Origin of the sequence: Chloracidobacterium sp., assembly GCA_016711345.1 — a bacterium.
Lineage (GTDB): Bacteria > Acidobacteriota > Blastocatellia > Pyrinomonadales > Pyrinomonadaceae > OLB17.
This window is the reverse complement of sequence record JADJTD010000001.1, coordinates 957,178-974,178: the sequence shown is the minus strand read 5'-3', so window position 1 is coordinate 974,178 and position 17,001 is coordinate 957,178. Positions and strand designations below refer to the sequence as shown.

General features: G+C 47.7%; 11 protein-coding genes and 1 tRNA gene. 5 read left to right on the top strand and 7 right to left on the bottom strand.

What is annotated here, in order from left to right; all coding sequences use genetic code 11:
* Positions 1-9 precede the first annotated feature (9 nt).
* Positions 10-426 carry a carboxypeptidase regulatory-like domain-containing protein gene (locus IPL32_03985; protein MBK8464968.1) on the top strand — a complete coding sequence of 139 codons (417 nt, stop codon included), beginning with the start codon at positions 10-12 and terminating at the stop codon, positions 424-426.
* A gap of 781 nt (positions 427-1,207) precedes the next feature.
* Here IPL32_03985 and IPL32_03980 read toward each other — a convergent pair.
* From IPL32_03980 to IPL32_03970, 3 genes are all read right to left on the bottom strand, one after another.
* Complete coding sequence (locus tag IPL32_03980) at positions 1,208-3,772, bottom strand: AAA family ATPase (GenBank protein MBK8464967.1); 2,565 nt, start codon at positions 3,770-3,772, stop codon at positions 1,208-1,210.
* A gap of 110 nt (positions 3,773-3,882) precedes the next feature.
* A complete protein-coding gene (locus IPL32_03975) occupies positions 3,883-4,968 on the bottom strand; it encodes a restriction endonuclease (protein MBK8464966.1) in 1,086 nt (361 codons plus the stop codon).
* Between the two features lie 206 nt (positions 4,969-5,174).
* Positions 5,175-6,071, bottom strand: a complete 897-nt coding sequence (locus IPL32_03970) for a hypothetical protein (GenBank protein MBK8464965.1) — start codon at positions 6,069-6,071, stop codon at positions 5,175-5,177.
* Positions 6,072-6,145: 74 nt separating this feature from the next.
* Between IPL32_03970 and IPL32_03965 the strand changes: the two genes are divergently transcribed.
* Together IPL32_03965 and IPL32_03960 are read left to right on the top strand one after the other, a co-directional pair.
* The gene (locus IPL32_03965) at positions 6,146-6,301 is read left to right on the top strand and encodes a hypothetical protein (protein ID MBK8464964.1); all 156 of its coding nucleotides are present in this window, start codon (positions 6,146-6,148) and stop codon (positions 6,299-6,301) included.
* A 714-nt stretch (positions 6,302-7,015) separates the two neighbouring features.
* Positions 7,016-7,204, top strand: coding sequence for a hypothetical protein (locus IPL32_03960; GenBank protein MBK8464963.1), 189 nt, complete (start codon positions 7,016-7,018; stop codon positions 7,202-7,204).
* Positions 7,205-7,304: 100 nt separating this feature from the next.
* On the opposite strand, the gene IPL32_03955 is transcribed toward IPL32_03960, so the two are convergent.
* Both IPL32_03955 and IPL32_03950 read right to left on the bottom strand, forming a co-directional pair.
* Positions 7,305-7,379: transfer RNA gene (locus IPL32_03955), tRNA-Val, on the bottom strand.
* A 29-nt stretch (positions 7,380-7,408) separates the two neighbouring features.
* Positions 7,409-7,888 (bottom strand): prepilin-type N-terminal cleavage/methylation domain-containing protein, encoded by a 480-nt coding sequence (locus IPL32_03950; protein MBK8464962.1) that lies wholly within the window; start codon positions 7,886-7,888, stop codon positions 7,409-7,411.
* A 90-nt stretch (positions 7,889-7,978) separates the two neighbouring features.
* Between IPL32_03950 and IPL32_03945 the strand changes: the two genes are divergently transcribed.
* Positions 7,979-8,140, top strand: a complete 162-nt coding sequence (locus IPL32_03945) for a hypothetical protein (GenBank protein MBK8464961.1) — start codon at positions 7,979-7,981, stop codon at positions 8,138-8,140.
* Here the strand turns inward: IPL32_03945 and IPL32_03940 are convergent.
* Positions 8,137-13,572, bottom strand: coding sequence for a hypothetical protein (locus IPL32_03940; GenBank protein MBK8464960.1), 5,436 nt, complete (start codon positions 13,570-13,572; stop codon positions 8,137-8,139). The two genes, IPL32_03945 and IPL32_03940, sit on opposite strands and share 4 nt — an antisense overlap.
* An 804-nt stretch (positions 13,573-14,376) precedes the next feature.
* Between IPL32_03940 and IPL32_03935 the strand changes: the two genes are divergently transcribed.
* The gene (locus IPL32_03935) at positions 14,377-15,483 is read left to right on the top strand and encodes a YifB family Mg chelatase-like AAA ATPase (protein MBK8464959.1); all 1,107 of its coding nucleotides are present in this window, start codon (positions 14,377-14,379) and stop codon (positions 15,481-15,483) included.
* On the opposite strand, the gene IPL32_03930 is transcribed toward IPL32_03935, so the two are convergent.
* A complete protein-coding gene (locus tag IPL32_03930) occupies positions 15,431-16,957 on the bottom strand; it encodes a recombinase family protein (protein MBK8464958.1) in 1,527 nt (508 codons plus the stop codon). The genes IPL32_03935 and IPL32_03930 overlap by 53 nt on opposite strands.
* Between the last annotated feature and the right edge of the window lie 44 nt (positions 16,958-17,001).

Sequence of the window (17,001 nt, the reverse complement as noted above, 5' to 3'; positions counted from 1 at the left end):
AGGATTTTTATGAAACGATTTGGATTTTATCTGTGCACTATTTTCTTTTTCCAATTAGTAACTTTTGGACAGGGTGCAGAAGTTACTACGCTTTCGGGAGTTGTCATTGACGATTTTGGCGCGGTCATTCCAACAGCCAAGATTATAGCAGAAACATTGGAAAAAAAGCGCTTTGAGGTATCGACCGATCAGGAAGGGGTTTATACGATTGATCTTGAAGCGGGGATTTACACGATTAGCGTTATCTATCCTCCGTTCTTACCACTCGTGATAAAAGATTATCAAATCGCCTCTTATGTTAAGAAAATGACGTTGGACTTGAGTCTCATTTGTAGAAACTGCAATCGCGAACACCTTTATTCCAGCAAAAAGAGTACCCAAAAAAAGGAGAATAAAAGCAAAAATACGGGTAAGCGACCGCGTTAGCTTGGTGAAAATTAACCTGTACTTAAACAGAAGGTCGAAAACAGAAAGTCAGGGTCAGGCACCGCCATTCTACGATATTTTGAGTAATAATTTGGGCACTTGTCCAATGTGAATGGCCAGAATTTTGTCGACGGAGACTGGCAAGATGTGTAGACGACCGAATGGTCTTGTTGGTCCGGCGATTAGGAAGAGTAGAACGGAACAAACCAAACCAGTTCCATCTTTACTCGTCTTTCACAAAGCAGCAGATAATTATCTCAACCCAACAGGACGTTTCAGCAGTTTCATGTTTATTGTAGCGGGACGAAAATCGGAAGCGTCAATAAACATTAGTTTTGTGACATCAACGATTAAGAGTCTTGAAATCCCATGCAACCTATGTTTAACATCCTCTTTTTTTATTGGGTTTTTTGACACTTTGATTCTGTGTTCCTAGATTCTATATGTTTTTATGAGTAGCACACTTCCAACAGCGTAAGTCCTGTCTCTGCCATTTTGTTGAAGCTAAGTTTGTGGGTTTAAAACTTAGGAGCCAGGAGAATGCCGGAAAATCGGTGGAGCGGTCTGTCGCCTTAAACTTACAAAGGTCGCGGATCAAACGGGATGCAAACTGATCAGCTTTATCTAAAACATCCCACCATCACCCGCGTCTTATCAACAAACCCGGCTTTCTAGAGACTGTATAAACTACTTCAACGTCTATCCAAACCCCCTTTGTATTTTATTACGCTGTTTGGACTTAGGAAATATAAAATAAGTTGAGTTTGGTGTCAAGCAGTTTCTATTTGATAAACGCGTCTCGAATCTTCTTGAACTCCTCAAAATCAACCTTAAACTCAGCAAGCGATGGGTCATTTGCAATTCCTTCAGCCTTACTATGAGCTTCAGTAAATGAACAACACCTTTCGAATAACTCGTTGAGTTTGTCCCGATGAAGTTTAATCTTGTCTCCATCCAGTTTTGCAAATTGCGTCAAAGCAACATTTTTTTGATATCGTTTTACGGTTCCGTGTAAGACTTCATGCTCAACACAAAGCTCAATTGCGGACCTTAAGTGAGAATAGCAACTCTCGGCTAAATCTTTCTCGCTCATTCCAGAACCACTGCCAGCATTACACAGTTCATTAATTTTTGTAATCTTTGTTTTTGCAGACGAGAGTTCTTCAGCGTCAGACACTATCCCTGTCACACCATATTCATTATTTGTGTTTAAGAATCTAAACTTAACAACAGTCTTAAACTCTGGAATTCCACTTAGGTAAAGGAAACTATTAAAAAGCAGAACGCTGTGCGTAAGAATTACGACTTGTCGATCTTTAGATAAATCAACGAGGCGACGCGCAACTTCATCAATTATCTTGTGATCAATACTATTGACCGGGTCATCGAAAACAACAGGTGCAGTGTTGGTTTCTAGTTGAAGCTCGGTTAAGAACTCTGCGAGTGCAATAGCTCGTTGCTCACCGTCGCTCAATATCTCCTTAAGATCGAACGAGCTAATATTCTGGGAAAGGGTGTTCTTTCCCCGCTCCGTGGCAAAGTTGACGTCAACTTGTATATGAGATTTTCGAAAGCGGCGTAGTTCATCTTGAAATACAGAATCAAAGTTCTCTTTAACCAGATGCTCTCTTGCCTCGGAGGTTTTCAAACTTATTGAACGGGAATTAAACGCCGTCGAATTATCGTTTAGGGTCTTAACGATTTTCTTATTTTGAATTGCAGTTTTTATTTCGGAGATATTTTGAGCAAGAAGCTTTCGATCCTTCAACTCCGCAATTGCAGTTTTTAACTGTGTTTCTTTGGGTTCGATATTAGCTAACTTGCCTTCAGCTATGGTTCGTGAGCTTTCAAGAGCACTTTTCTGGCTCGACAACTCAGATAAACATTCGGCGTAATTCACATCGAAAACGGCGTTGGAATTTGTCGGAGTAGTCAAGCTCAGATTCCGTGCTGCAGCTATCTGTTCGTTTAACGTCGTGAGTGCATCAGGCTGGATTGCCTTTCCCTCCGAATCTGTTCCAAAACACGGCTGGTGGAGAGTGTTATCCGGATTTATGTTCTCTACTTTTGTTATTATATTGCGACGTGATTCATTAAGCCGAGCTATCTCACCCTGGGTGCTATCGTTCAGAAGAGCACGATAGTCAGCTAGGAGCTTCTTGGCCTCTTCACCGAGCGTTTGTTGGCAATAAACACAAATATCTCCAGGTTTGGAATTTGGATATTCCGCTTTACCCAGAAGACGAATATATGCTTCCGCGGAGTTGATGAACTGCCTAAATTCCGTGCTCTCGTAAAGAGCGATTCCTTTACTCGCTGCGGCATCTTTGATTCCCAGTCGGGCTTTTTTCTCTAGCCCTACAAGTTTTCCGTCTATCTCAAGAACCGACTCCCAATTTACTAATGTCAGATCCGACTGAATCTGCTTTATTTTAGTAAACATCTCGTCGAGTTCACGCTCACACCGTTTGGATTGTGCGATTTCGTGTTCAAGCAAGGGACGGTTCAGGTCAGTTAATTCCTTTTCTTTTTTCCCCAGCTCCTTGACTTGATCTGGCCCGAAGCCCGAAACAGTTGATAAGTTTACTTCGCTCGAAAAACTGCTTAGATTGACTGCGAAGTGGTGCTGCGGTGTACCCGGGGTTAATGAACCTACCCATCCCAACGTAGATGAATGTTTCGCAATCTCTAGTGCGCGCAGACGATCTAACTCTCCGAGTTCTGTAGAGATCAGATTAAATAGATGAAAACCCATCGGAAATACGATGAGGGTGCGGTCTGACAGAGAGATTTCAACGCAATTGGTATTGAAAACAGAAATATTTTGAAGATCGGAATCGCTGTTACTTCCGTCCCAAGTAAATAGAGAGTCATTTCCATCGACCTGAAATTTTATCTCGGCAGACTGTAAATCGTCGCTCTCATAAATGTTGGGATGGATGGTGTTGCATGCGTCGTAGCTGATGCCCAAAGCTTTAAGTATTCTTCCGTAACCAGTCTTTCCAGTGCCGTTCTCTCCGTAAATAACTGTGATATTCGGTGAAAAGCTAATCGTCTGATCTTTAGCAAGACGATTGACACCTGTTACTTTGCTTAGTGAAGTTAATTCAATCCGTTTCGTAGTCGGTGAATATGAAGGTTTTGAGGGAACCGAGGCCACAATACCCGAGTGAAGACCGATTGACTTAAGAAATAGCTCAAAAACTTGTTGGCGTGTCGTGGCAGTTAAAGGCTTTTCTGTAGTTACGATATTTCCAACGAGCAACTTGCCCCAGTCCCCATGAGCCTCACCCCAATCCCATAAAAAATCTACAATTTCTTTTTTGTTCGCGGATGTGGAAGACATGATTTTTAACTCCTAATTATCCCAGTTAACATACATTACACTAAATTTGATATAACACGAGCAATCGTCATCGGGTTTGAATCTATATTACTAGAGTTTTAGATGAGATTTTATTGGGACTCAAAATCTTCGATAAAACTTCGCAAATTGGGTCGCATTATTTTGAGGAGTTTTCGAATCACGTCATCGCGATCTTGCAACTCAATTCTCCATAAATGTCCTTCGGCTTCTCGACGAGCTGGACCGGTAAATTTTGAAGTTGTCACAACCAACCCCTTGTTCACTTTAAAGTTGTCAAGAACACCCGCCAGTTCACGTAAAGGCTTTGCGGAAATCATATTCTTTGAAGCCTTGCATTGGATTGCCAACCGAAAATCAATAGACGCTTCGGTTTTTGAGACAGCAATTATATCTACTCCGCCATCGGCTTGGTTCCATCTTCCTACGGGTTCAGTGTCGAATCCAAGATTACGGTAGATGGAAACCACGAGGCTCTCAAATTGCTTTCCGTTGAGAGAATCAATCGCTTTCGGGTTACTGGTAAGATAGCCGAAGAATTCACTCTCACCCGCTTCGATCAAACGATCAATTTCGTAGTTTGCAGGAGTATCCAAGGTCAGAATCGAGCTGGGGCCAATGACCGGAGAAGTTATATTGTCAAGCAGGATCCATTGAGCTGCATCACGGTTAAAATAGCTTTTCCCCACAACAAAATATGCCCAATCCTCAAACTTCTCGGGATTCCCGCCTATGTGCTTCGCTTCGATAATAATTCCTTCCGTATCATAGAGTCCCGTATTTCGTCCCCCAATAAACGTCGTACCTGGTCGAAGTTCAATATCTCCAAAAACAATGTAGTCGGCGGTCTCATCTGGTTTTGAGATAACCTTTGGTGCCAGAATCTCTACTGCAGCAACGACCGCCATAGATACGATGGAAACAGCGACAATTGGTCTTACTTCAATTCTTGGATAATCTTCTGGTAGTCCAATCAGATCCCCCTTTTTGATGACGATAGCGTCGTGCTGTGCTTGAGTCTCAAAAGGAATTGAAAAACGAGGGTCATCGACCACCGCTTTGTATTCACTCTTTAGTTTCCCGTCTTTATCCAGGATTTGTATTGTTTGCTTTAACTCTGTATCGTCTGTGCCCGTGTCAAACAGGCCTCTATCATCGTGTTTCTTTGGTTCAGACATGTGGTTGTCGTTAGATATTGACGCGTCAAAATATTAGACGAAAAATGGGCGAAATGTAAAGGCGAAAAAGCCTGCGTGCAAGTTGGGTGCGAGCGTTGGAATCCACAATCAAACGATCTTGTCTTTGATCTTTGTGAGAAGCCGTTTGGATTCTTCGGCGGAGAGGGTGTTGATCTCGCCACCGCGAAGCCTTTTTCCGCAATGCGCTAGTTATTACTAATGAAGGGCACGGGCGGGATCTCGGGTTGGGGTTTTACCAGCTTGATCTGTCCCTGTGTGTCAACTTCGTATATTTTGGAGGTTAACGCAGATGGATACCGGTCCATTTCGCGCTCCATCTTTGCTTTCATCTCGATCTGATAATTTTCGTCTTCGATGTCGATCCAGGCGTAAAAGCGGTGACGGCTCGGGATGCCGAAACGAAACGGCGAGCCTATGGTCTGCGCTATGAGATATCGAAGCGGGGAAAGAAGCAGACAGGTCGTAACAAACGGCTGCCCCTTTTCCGGCCACAATTCTTTACGCGGTGTGTTGGTCCCGACAATCTCGATGCCTTCGGAAAGGTCGGTGAGGTTTTCCATCGACTGCTTGAAAAGCTCGTCCATAGTTTTTCCCCACGAGTCGAGCATTTCCTGTGTGATCCAGTACATAATCGTTTGCTCAGGACGGTCGATCACTAGTGCTGTCACAACCTCGTCGCCGAAAGGATAATGGAGTTTGCCTTCAGGAATCTCGTTAAGCCGGACGTGTTGTAGCCGCACATCACCCTTCACATCGTCCCACGTAAATTCCGGTATCTCTGTCGCAACGGACACGTCTTCTGCCATGTTCAGCATTCCGGCATATTCATTGAAGATCGCGTCTTTTAGATCTTCGTGCGTTTTGCCCGTTATCGAGAACCGAGCGAAAAGGTCGCGCAGCGGAACCGTGACACGAACATTGTCCTGTTTGTTGCCCACAAAGAAACGATCTGCATCACCCGGCTCGACTGGTCGTACAATGTAATGCGGATAGATTTCCTGAACCGCCTTGATGGCACGGTCGCGAAACGCGATCTTCTCTTCGTGAGCCAGACCCGCCCAAACTTTTTGATAGTTGATCATGTTGTCACGTCAGCATGTTATAGGTGCGCCAAAGATAATAGACGAGAAACGGGCGAAATGTAAAGACTACGCGAATGGGATCGAGTGGATTATTAACCGATCTTGTCTTTGAACTTTGCGAGAAGCTGTTTGGATTCTTCAGCAGAGAGGGCGTTGATAGCGACGCCGCGAAGCTCGACTATCGCGTTTTCGTACCTGACCCAACTGAAAGCAACTTTGATGTCCCGTAATAGTGAGGTCGATTGTCGGTGTCAAAAAACCCAATAAAAACATAGCAATCTATGCCCCGATTTTGTTGGTCCATCTTCCTTCTAAAATGAGTGTCATAAAACTGTAGTTTTCTGACACTGTGAAGTACTGGGCTGAATAGGCATTGTTTGATAGGTCCTAAGTCCTTGCAGACTGTAGTAAAAAATGTAGTAAATACCCTCATACATGGAGAATCACTGAGTGACGCGTCTTTATCTAAACTATTCTCTTATTAGCGTTTGCACTTCTGTGGTACTGAGTGATTAGTTGAGAAAAATATCTGCAAAGCCTTTATTAATCCGCTCAGACTATTGTGACGTGGATTGTGTCATAACTAGTCGAAATTGCATTGAAAATGACACAAAATCACTGAGTATCACGGATGTTAAACCATTCTATCCTTTGCACTTAGCGGCACTGGGTTGCACTTAATAATATTAAGATTATTCTTCTGCTAACCGAAGGGTTGGTAGTCACTTGCATATGCCTTTTCTGTAGGATATCGAATGTCATTGGATTATTTTTTCGGGGATTCGCAGGGCAAATGTAGCATTTAGGCCTTCAATTCGCAAGAATGCATGCCAACCGAAGTTTCTAAATGGATTCTTCAGTAGATGACAGTTCCGGTTTAGACGAGCAGCCTCAAATATTGACAGCGTATTTGACAGTGAAATGACAGTATAAGTACAGGAGAAATGACAGCACAATGTGCGGTTTTGATATTTGATTTACACGAGATTTACGTAAATATTACGCAAACTCTGCGTCCAATTTCCGGCGAATACGCTGCAAGAAATAATTTGAACCCAACCTTCGCAGCCTTTTCAGTGGCAAAACTAACCGCATACTATGGGGTCGCATTGTCGATCACGCCACCCACCTGACAAAATTTTGTTGATATTGTTCGCAAATTGAAAGGGGCAAACAAAGGGGCAAGGTCATTTTGAACTTGCCCGCATTTTTAGCTCGAAAGCCTGTCGTTACTGGTGCCGTCTACAAGATTTGAACTTGTGGCCTATCGCGTGTGAAGCGAGTGCTCTACCACTGAGCTAAGACGGCAAATCGTTGAAAATAACTCAGATGACGCACTAGATCGACGGATCGTCGGCTTTTGCCGGGCGATTTTCGTCGGTTCCTTTAATGTTGCTTAGAGACGAGTCCGTGTAAAAATGCCGCGTGCCGGTTGAGGTCATTCCTTCGGAGACCTGTGGATCAGCATTTATCGAATAAAACGATGGAGTGCTTGCGGATGAAGGCGTAACGGTCAGTGTAAAGATATACCCGTTCTTTAAAGGCCGTTCTCCCTTAAATGCCTCGTCAAGGCCCACTTTTGCGACCAGTTCGTCAAACGTTGCAAAATTACCTTTGTTTCGCGATGCGTACTGGGCCTGAAACTTTCGAATATTATCGACCGTCTGTGCAGCCGTCGTTTCGTTTCCCGACCGGATAACTGCCTGCCATGCAATACTGCCGACGCCGATCAGCAACCCGATGATCGCGATGACGATCATCAATTCAATAAGGTTAAATCCGCGTTGGTCCTTTAGACGATGTCTTAAATTGTTCATAAAATCATTTATTTCCTATTCGCCTATCTCACGAAAAGGAACGTGTTTTGTTTCAAAAGTTTAATTTGTTTTGGCCGGAAATTCAAGATAATGACAAGACTTGCCGGAACAGGTGCGGCAGCGACGGGTTACTTTGCAGAAGCCCGCCCGCCAGTAAGGGCATTCTTATTCAAAAGCCCGCACGTAAGTAAGGGCGATTCACTCAACACCGAGTGCATCGCCCCTACACATTTGCGACTCCACGAACTCTAAAACAGTTCGACCTTTCCGTCAGTGACTAAAACTCGCGACTCGCCCTCATTAAACATTATCCGCCCGAACGAGATCGGCGACATCGAACCCACAGCACCAACAGAAGTAAATCTGAGATTCAACAAAACACCATCGCCATCTATCGGATAAGCCCCATAAACAACAACCCTCAAAAGCCCCGGCTCAGTTGCGTTCGTGACAACCAAAAGTCCGCGACTCGCAGTGTCTTTCAAATCAGCCGGCTCAACGATCGGCTGTATCACCGTCGGATCGTATCGCAGATCAAATTCATACGCGATCACGCCCTTATTTGCTATGCCCTGAACATTCACCGGCACAACGATCTCTTTATCAACAGATACGAGTGTCGGCAGCTCAACAGAGATGCCTCTCTCCGGCCCCATTCCTTTGCTGTCCATTGTCCACTGTCCATTGTTAACTTTTCCCGCCGGCCTTGCACCGGTATTGTTCCAGTTTCCCGAAACCTCGCCCATCAGCAGTGCCGAGTAATCTTCTCCTGCGATGCTGCTTGCGACTGATGGATAGTTTTTATTTGTCGGCGTAAATCTCCAGGTCGATGTCGAACCGATACCCGGCGCCGCAAATGGCGGTCCGGCGACAAATTTTGCGATCATCGCTGCATCAAACGACGAAACAACGGAGTTGCCGCTCACATCAGCCACAAGAAGCTGATTGCCTGTCAACTGCGGATTCGGCGGCCCCGCGACATGCTGCGATATTCTCGCCGCATCAAACGAAGTAATGTTGTTCACGCCGCCTGTTTTAGTTGGCGTGACAGTATAAGAACCCGCACCAAAACCCATCAGCGTGTACTGGCCTGCAATTGCTCCGGGAGCCGCAGTCGTCGTCGAAACATTTGTCGAACCTGAGCCGCTTATAAGCACATTCGATACAAACCGCGGATTCGGCGCACCGATCGCGTTGCCATAAGTTATTGTGCCGCTGATTGCCGACGGTGCACTGCTCACCGCCGGTGAAAACTCCGAAGAATTACCATCCGCATCTGTCGCCGTTGCGGTCATCGTGTCTCCAGCCATAAACCCCAGAGCCGCCGCATTACCCAGATTCTTCTTTTTAAATCCAGGACTGCCGTTCGAATAATCGCTTGCGGTATATTGATCAGACCCGAGAGAACTAACTCCTGCTCCTGAACCATCCGCCTTATAAAATTGAACAGTCAATCCGGTCGTTCCATAATTTGAATTTGCTAGTGCAGAATCGACCTGATAATTGACTATCAAGTTTCCGCCGCTGATCGAGAATACAAACGCCGGATAGTTCTGCAGATTATTCGGCCCGACATCTGCATCTGTAGGATCGTTCGGCGTAACACCGTCTCCGCCAAGATCGATCCCCGGCAGAGCGTTATTCGAGATACTATTCGCTCCCATGCGATTACCGATGCCGGCGTTCGAAGCTAACCGTATGCCGTTGCCAACGTTATCTGAAATCACCAAGCCCGTAGCACTCGTTTCTCCTCCAAGTATATTTCCGCTTGCACCGTTTTCAACCAAAATGCCGTGACTGCCATTTCCGTAAGTGCCGTTTGGCTCTCGCTCTGAATTGACCTTTTTTGGTTGATTCCGCATTGCCGGTGGAAGAACGCCGATAAAATTCTTTAGGATCGTATTTTCGTAGGTTCCGTCAGCCAGCACGAGTCCCTCTTGAGTGCTTCCCACAATAACATTCGCCGTTTCGTCTGAAGTTCCTCCAATCGTGTTTTCCTTGGCCCGGATGAGCACGAAACCCTTGGTGTTCGCGATCGATGTCTGATTGGGACCCAACCCAATAAGGTTTCTCTGAAACGTGTTGAATTGCGGTAAGGACTCTTCCGATGGATTCGCGGCTAACGTTCCGAGAAAGATTCCAAAACCAGGTGCATCAGTATTGCCAACGATACTGTTGTACGGTTCGCCAGGGATACCGATAAGATTGCTTCGAGCATTCTCTCCGACGGCTATTCCTGTCTTGTTGGGAATTACCGTATTATTGTTGCTGGTTCCGATCCTGTTTGCCATCACACGATTTCCGGACGTGAATTCTGCTCCAGTTCGATCTTTACGCGATGGATCTGTGTTGTATCTTTCTATCAAGCTGTTGGTTTCTCCAAATCCGATATTCGTGCCAAGCAGTATTCCAATAGTATTGCCCGCAATAGCATTTGCAGAGATCAAGGTGTCCGTTGATTGTCGGATCCAGATACCGATGTCGTTCGGTATCGCAGAATTGTCATTTTCACTCATTCCGATCCTGTTGACACCGATCGAGTTTGACTCACCTCCGTCAGTCACGGCGATACCGATGGCATTGCCTGAAACCAGATTTTGTACGACCGGATTGTTTTTAACGGAGCCCGACAACCAGACACCGAACTCTCCGTTTCCCAGATCGTTGGTTCCATTTGTGCCGACCATGTTCTTCGTGATCGTGTTATTTTCAACAACCGGATTTGGTCCACCTTCTACGCTGGCGACCCAGATGCCCGCTTTTTCGTTATGAGAGATGCGATTACCACCCTCAAGGCTGGAACCGATAAATTGTCCGTCGGCGAAGCAGACAACCCCATACTTGTTTGGCAGTGCGGTTGTTCCGAGATTGCCAACGACTCCGATAGAATTTTCCGTCACATAATTCTCGGTGCCCGCATCAGGTCCCAAGACGATCCCGCCGGATTCGTTCGTCAAGTTATGCCCGCCAACAACATTTGATCTGAGCTTGTTTTCCTCAGCTCCTGTATCTACGAAGATCCCGTGCTGACCATTCGGTAGCACAGATGTTCCATTTAACGTGGTACCGATCTTATTGCCTGCGATCCGATTGTTCGACGCGTTTGTCCGCAGTGCGACGCCGACAGTCGTATTACCGGAGATCAAGTTGCCGGAATTAGCGGTTTCTAAGCCGACATCGTTGTCATCTGAGTCTTCGATCACAACTCCGGCAAGGTTTGCGAGTGCCGACGTTCCGCCGGCGTTCGTGCCGATCAGATTACCGACGATCGTATTGCCTGACGCATTTGCGCCAATGGCAATACCGAAAGCCGTATTGCCGGAGATCAAATTGCCCATCCCAGCGGTCTCACTGCCCACGCGGTTATTGGTAGAACTGCCTATGGCAACGCCAACACCATTTGCGACTGCTTCGGTACCTGACACATTTGTTCCTATCTTATTGCCCGTGATCGTATTGGTTGACGAGTTGGCGGTCACCAGGACCCCAACCGTTGTATTACCGGAGATCAGGTTACCCTGGCCAACGGTCTCACCGCCGATCTGGTTGCCGTTAGCTCCCTGAATAACTACGGCGTTGCCGTTGGGCATTGCAGAGGTTCCCGCAGCATTTGTGCCGATATTATTTCCGAATACCTTGTTGCCGCTCGCGCCAGCGGAAATGCCCACTCCAAAATTGCTGTTTGAGATTACATTTCCAAGATTGCCCACTCCGCCGATCGTGTTGTTGCTCGCCGCCGCAGTGCTGATGCTGATCGCGATGACGTTATCCGCCGTCGTCCCTGCGGGACTTCCATCGGGGCTTAAGCCGAAATAGCATCTCTCTACACTCACACCGCTCGTTTCTATGCCGACGCCTGCTCCAAACCGGTTGATCGCCATGCCCCTCAGAACCGAGTTGTTGCTCCCTGCCACAAATCCAATTCCTCCGAGCGTACTGTTACCGCTAAGCTCTATTAGAGGCGACCCGGCATATCCCGGCTGAGTCGTCGCATCAATCGTTGCCGTCTCGCTCAAAGACGGCAATTGCGTAATCGGTGATATCGTATGAGTTCCTCCGCCCGGAATGTTGAACAAGATCTCGTCCGGCCCTTCGTTCGCATTCGCCGTCTCGATCGCCGCCCTCAGGCTGCATTGATTCCCTGACTGGCCCTTATCGACATCACACACATCATCTTCGAGGTCAATGTCCGGTTGGTCCGTAACGATGTTTACCTCGATATCGTCCTCGCACGGAGATGACGACGGCGGCGGAGCTTGTGTGGTCCGGTCTATCGCATAGGCCGAGCCCACACCAGCGAGGTCAAACCGTGACCCGATGATAACCGCGTCAGGCGAAATTGCAGCGCTGAAGCCAAAGTCGTCATTAAGCGGGCCGGTTCCCGATAAAGTTTCCTGCAAAGTCCATGTAGTGCCGCTGCGAGCGTAGATAAGGGCTTGACCGCGCGATGCCTGGAGCGTGCCCTCGGAACGCTTTCCCACGACCACGGTATCGCCTAATATGCCGACGCCGGCTCCGAAGTATCGGCTGGTAATCGAGCCGCTATCTGCTTTCAATTTTTGCTGCTGTGTCCAGGTCGTGCCGTCATTGACAAAGATATATGCAGAACCCGCTGTACCGTTAAGTATACCGGGTTCTTCTGGACCTCCGACGATCACTGTATTTCCTGAGATGGCCACGCTGCCGCCGAAATATTTATCGCCTCCATCGGACGGCATTAGCCTCTGCTGTCGTGTCCACTCCGTTCCGCAACGCACAAAAATGTAAGCGGCTTCCGGCCCTTGGCCAGATCGGTCAGGGTCGCCGATGATCGCCGTATCGCCGGAAAGAGCCGCGCTCTCACCAAAAGAGTCATCATTGCCCTCGTCGATCGCCGTAAGCAACGCCTGTTGTGTCCACGTTGTACCCTCGCGGACAAATACATGCACCATTGCTGAGTGTTCTGTAAATTGGAGGCATCCATCCGTGCCGATAAGCACTGTGTCTCCAGAGATAGCAACACTCTTGCCAAATTGTCCTTCACACTTGGCCAGCGGCGTATCGAGAGGTGAGAGTTTCTTCTGTAGCGTCCATGTGCTGCCCGTGCGGACATAAATGTAGGCGGCGCCATAATCTCCCAGATTAGGGTCACCCTGGCGAAGAGCGCCAACAATGAGGGTATCGCCAGAAATGCTAACGGCCGCACCAAATCCATCCTTATCGTCCGCAGGGCTGTCCGGGGACGTCAGTCTTTGCTGCTCCGACCATCCCGAACCATTACGGACAAAAATGTACGCTGCCCCGTTGGTATCTGCTCCACCACCGTCAGTGGATGGTGCTCCAACAACGACTGTGTCGCCTGAGATCGCTACGCTGCTGCCGAGCCTGTCATTGGGTCGAGGAGCGCTCCCAGTGAGTTTTACAACGGCCTCGGGATTTTTCGTCAGATCGTCACCAACTGTATTCGCGATAGCATCCTCAAGAGCCTCATTGGTTAAGTCGTTCCGCAGATAATCAACTGACGCATCGTCGTTTAGCGTCGGCAGACCTTTTTCCTTTTCATTCGGAGCTGCCGTTTGCGTGTAAAGAGCAAAGGAAGTTATCCCGAGAGCAAAAATCACTGCAAATGCGATGAGCGAGAGATTTCTTTTTTTCTGCAAAAAATATGGTTGATTACGTTTAATGGCGTTGATTCGGTTGTTCATAAAGCTCCGGCTGGTCGTTCGCAAACATTCTTAATGGTTCAACTACATATGCGTAAAAATTCGCCCAAAACGGACATACGCCGTCGTTCAAAACGGGCAAAGTTGAAAAAATCTAATAATTAGCTGGAAAGTTGCGTCAAATCGAGAAAGTTAAGCTTCCCAACGATGCAACAATGTACTATGCTGGAGCGTACATCGTTTTAATTAAAACGATTTTGCTATTTGAAAACGAAATGTGAAACAGAGTTTAGCCACAGAGAGCACCGAGAACCCGGAGAAACAGATCATATTTTTCTCAATCATCTCTGTGTACTCGTGGCATTGCTTCTTGCGAAAAAAACTCGTGGGACAGTGGGACACTCGACACAAACGAAATGCTTGTCCACGCAAAGATTGCCCTTCGGAAAATCATGCGACGCCGTAACCCCATTATTTGCAGTGTTTAGATTTGCTGTAAGACAATGTCTTACTTTTTTTCAAACTTCCGTGGACAAGGTCATTTTGTCGCTGTAAGCCTATGTTTATCAGCAGTTTACCTTGTCCACACCCATGCGTGGACAAGGCGTGGACAAGGTGGACAAAAATAACGGTGGGACATTGGGACACCGCGACAGTTGTGACACTTTTGGATGTTGCATCAGAAATTGACTGTGGCACGTGCCACATTTAAAAACACTTATTTTGGCGCTGTTTTAAAAAAATCACTTTTTGGCAAAAATAATTCATCTTTTTTTTTGGTTTCGACATTTGAAAATTCCGGTGTTAGACTGCACATAATTTTTGTTTCAAATTTTGATCTAGTTTATGCTCTTCCTTTCGCAGTCGGCGACGGTGTACGGCATCGATGCTCTGGTTGTTGACATCGAGGTTGCGTTGCGCCCGAGTGCTGACAATGACCAGTCGCCTAACTTTACCGTAGTCGGATTGCCGGACACTGCGATTCGCGAATCTCGCGAGCGAATCCGAGCAGCGATCACGAACAGCCGTTACTTTTTTCCGATCCAAAAGATTACCGTCAACCTTGCTCCGGCCGACGTTCGCAAAGAGGGCGCGGCTTTCGATCTGCCGATTGCTTTGGGCATTCTGGGTGCGGCGGGCGACCTTGGGATCGACAGCATGGAACATACGATGAGCGTCGGCGAATTGTCGCTCGACGGACGAGTGCGACCCGTTCGCGGAGCCTTGTCCATCGCTCTAAAGGCCCGTGAAGTAGGCGTCAAAAACCTGCTACTTCCGGAAGAAAATGCGACCGAGGCTGCGGTCGTCAGCGGTATCAATGTTTATCCGGTCAAAGACCTTCGCACTGCGGCCGAGCTTTGTCAGGATCTGCAAACGGGCCGCGAAACTTCGGTCAGGCCGCTCAGTTTAGATATATCGGAACTGAGATCGCGCGAAAACAAATATCGCGTTGACTTTAACGAAGTGCGAGGCCAACAGACAGCTAAACGAGCTCTCGAAATTGCCAGCGCTGGCGGCCACAACATTCTGTTTATCGGCCCGCCAGGCTCCGGCAAAACAATGCTTGCCAAACGTCTTCCAACGATTCTGCCGCCGCTGGAATTTGAAGAAGCGATAGAGATAACAAAGATTCATTCGGTAGCCGGCCTTACAGGAAGTTCCGGTTTGATAGTTGAGCGGCCTTTTAAATCACCGCATCACACTGTTTCCCAAGCAGGCCTTATCGGCGGCGGATCGATCCCAAAGCCTGGTGAAGTCTCGCTTTCGCATCTCGGCGTTCTGTTCCTAGACGAACTGCCGGAATTTGACCGCAGCGTACTTGAAGTTCTGCGCCAGCCGATGGAAGACAAGACCGTTACGATCTCTCGTGCCGCAACTTCGCTGACATTTCCGGCTAATTTTACACTCGTCGCTTCAATGAATCCGTGTTCCCGCGTTGCTTTGATGCCATGAGTTCGGAAGAACTTGGCATATAACCAAGTTCGATGTTGATGTCTTCGGTACCTACGGTGATCCGTTCAACGCTGTGTTCAATGATGATTCTCTTCTCGTCTTTCTCGAGATTCAGCCATCGATCATAGAGGCTTCTGAACTGAGAGATGGTTTCATCTTGTGAAAGATGCTGTATCATCATGAAATCCACTTCGCCCTGAAGTTCGGGAAGTTCCGACGCGATTTGTCGTAGCCGCTCTTCGAGCGGCCCGTAAGAGTGACCGAATCCGTCAGTGCTGATTTTATCCTCCATATACAACCGATAGATCTTTTTCATTTCCATCTGGACCTTGTCCTGCTCCTTTTTCAGAGACTCCAGAAGTTGCTGTTTCTCCTGGATGGTGTCGTCCGCCGCCTTAAAGTAGGCGATCAGGTCGTCAGTCGAAAAAAGGAAATTCTTGAGTTGGAGCCGGAAAATCTCTTCGAGATCGATCGTGGAGATCTTGTTATGGCAATCGGGACAGACATATTTCGGTGAGTTGCTCGGGACCCGCATCTTTTGTCCGCAGTGGCAAAAGGCGAGACCGGCGAACAATTGCACGGCGCGACGGCCGGGTTTCTTCCTCGTCCTTTGTCTTTGCTCAAGGATGGCATTCACCTGATCCCACAATTCCACTTCAATGATCGGCTCGATCGGAGTTTCGACCCATTCTGACTTGGGTTTTCGGACCCAGTGCTTCTTTTCGCCAAGGCTCCTTGTGTAGTTGGCCCTGCGAATCCCTTTGGCGGTCGTGTCTTGGAGAAGCCTGTCAACCGTCGTGTCGGTGAATTTCGAACCATTGCGGGTACGGTGTCCGGCCTTGTTCAGAAGATCGGCAACGGTTTTCTTTCGTTGGTGTGCGAGAAAAAGCTCGTACATGAGACGTCGTATTGGAGCTTCTTTGCTATCCGGCACGAGTTCGCGGTTTTCCCAGCGATACCCGAACGGGGCGGCTCCGCCGAGCGGCTTTCCCAATTTGGCCCTGATCGGGACGGAGGCGGCGACACGGGCGGAGATCTCTTCCCGTTCCCATTGGCCCATCGCACTTATGATGGTGTAGAAAAGACGCCCGGCGGGGCTCGACGTATCGATCGCTTCGCCGAGAGAGATAAGGTCAGCATCGTGCTGCCGAAAAAAATCGGAAAAATCGAGAAGCTCACGAGTGTTCCGTGCGAGACGTGCGAGCTTGGAGAAGATCAGACCCGATATTTTTCCGTTGCGTACGTCCTCCATCATCCGCTTTGTCTCGGGATGATCAATGACCGACTTACCGCTCACCCCGTCAAGCGAGTAAACTTTGACCACGTCCCACCCTTTGGCCTCGGCGTAGTACTTTCCTCGTTTTTCGTGATGCTCAGGACTTTCGCTCTCGACCTGCAACTCAGTAGAAACCCGTATCCAAATTCCGACCCGCTTCTTTTCACCCGTCCCTTTAAGAGAGAATTCGTTGATCATAATTTTTAAAGCCTTCGACTATTTAATGTCTTATATTCTGCATC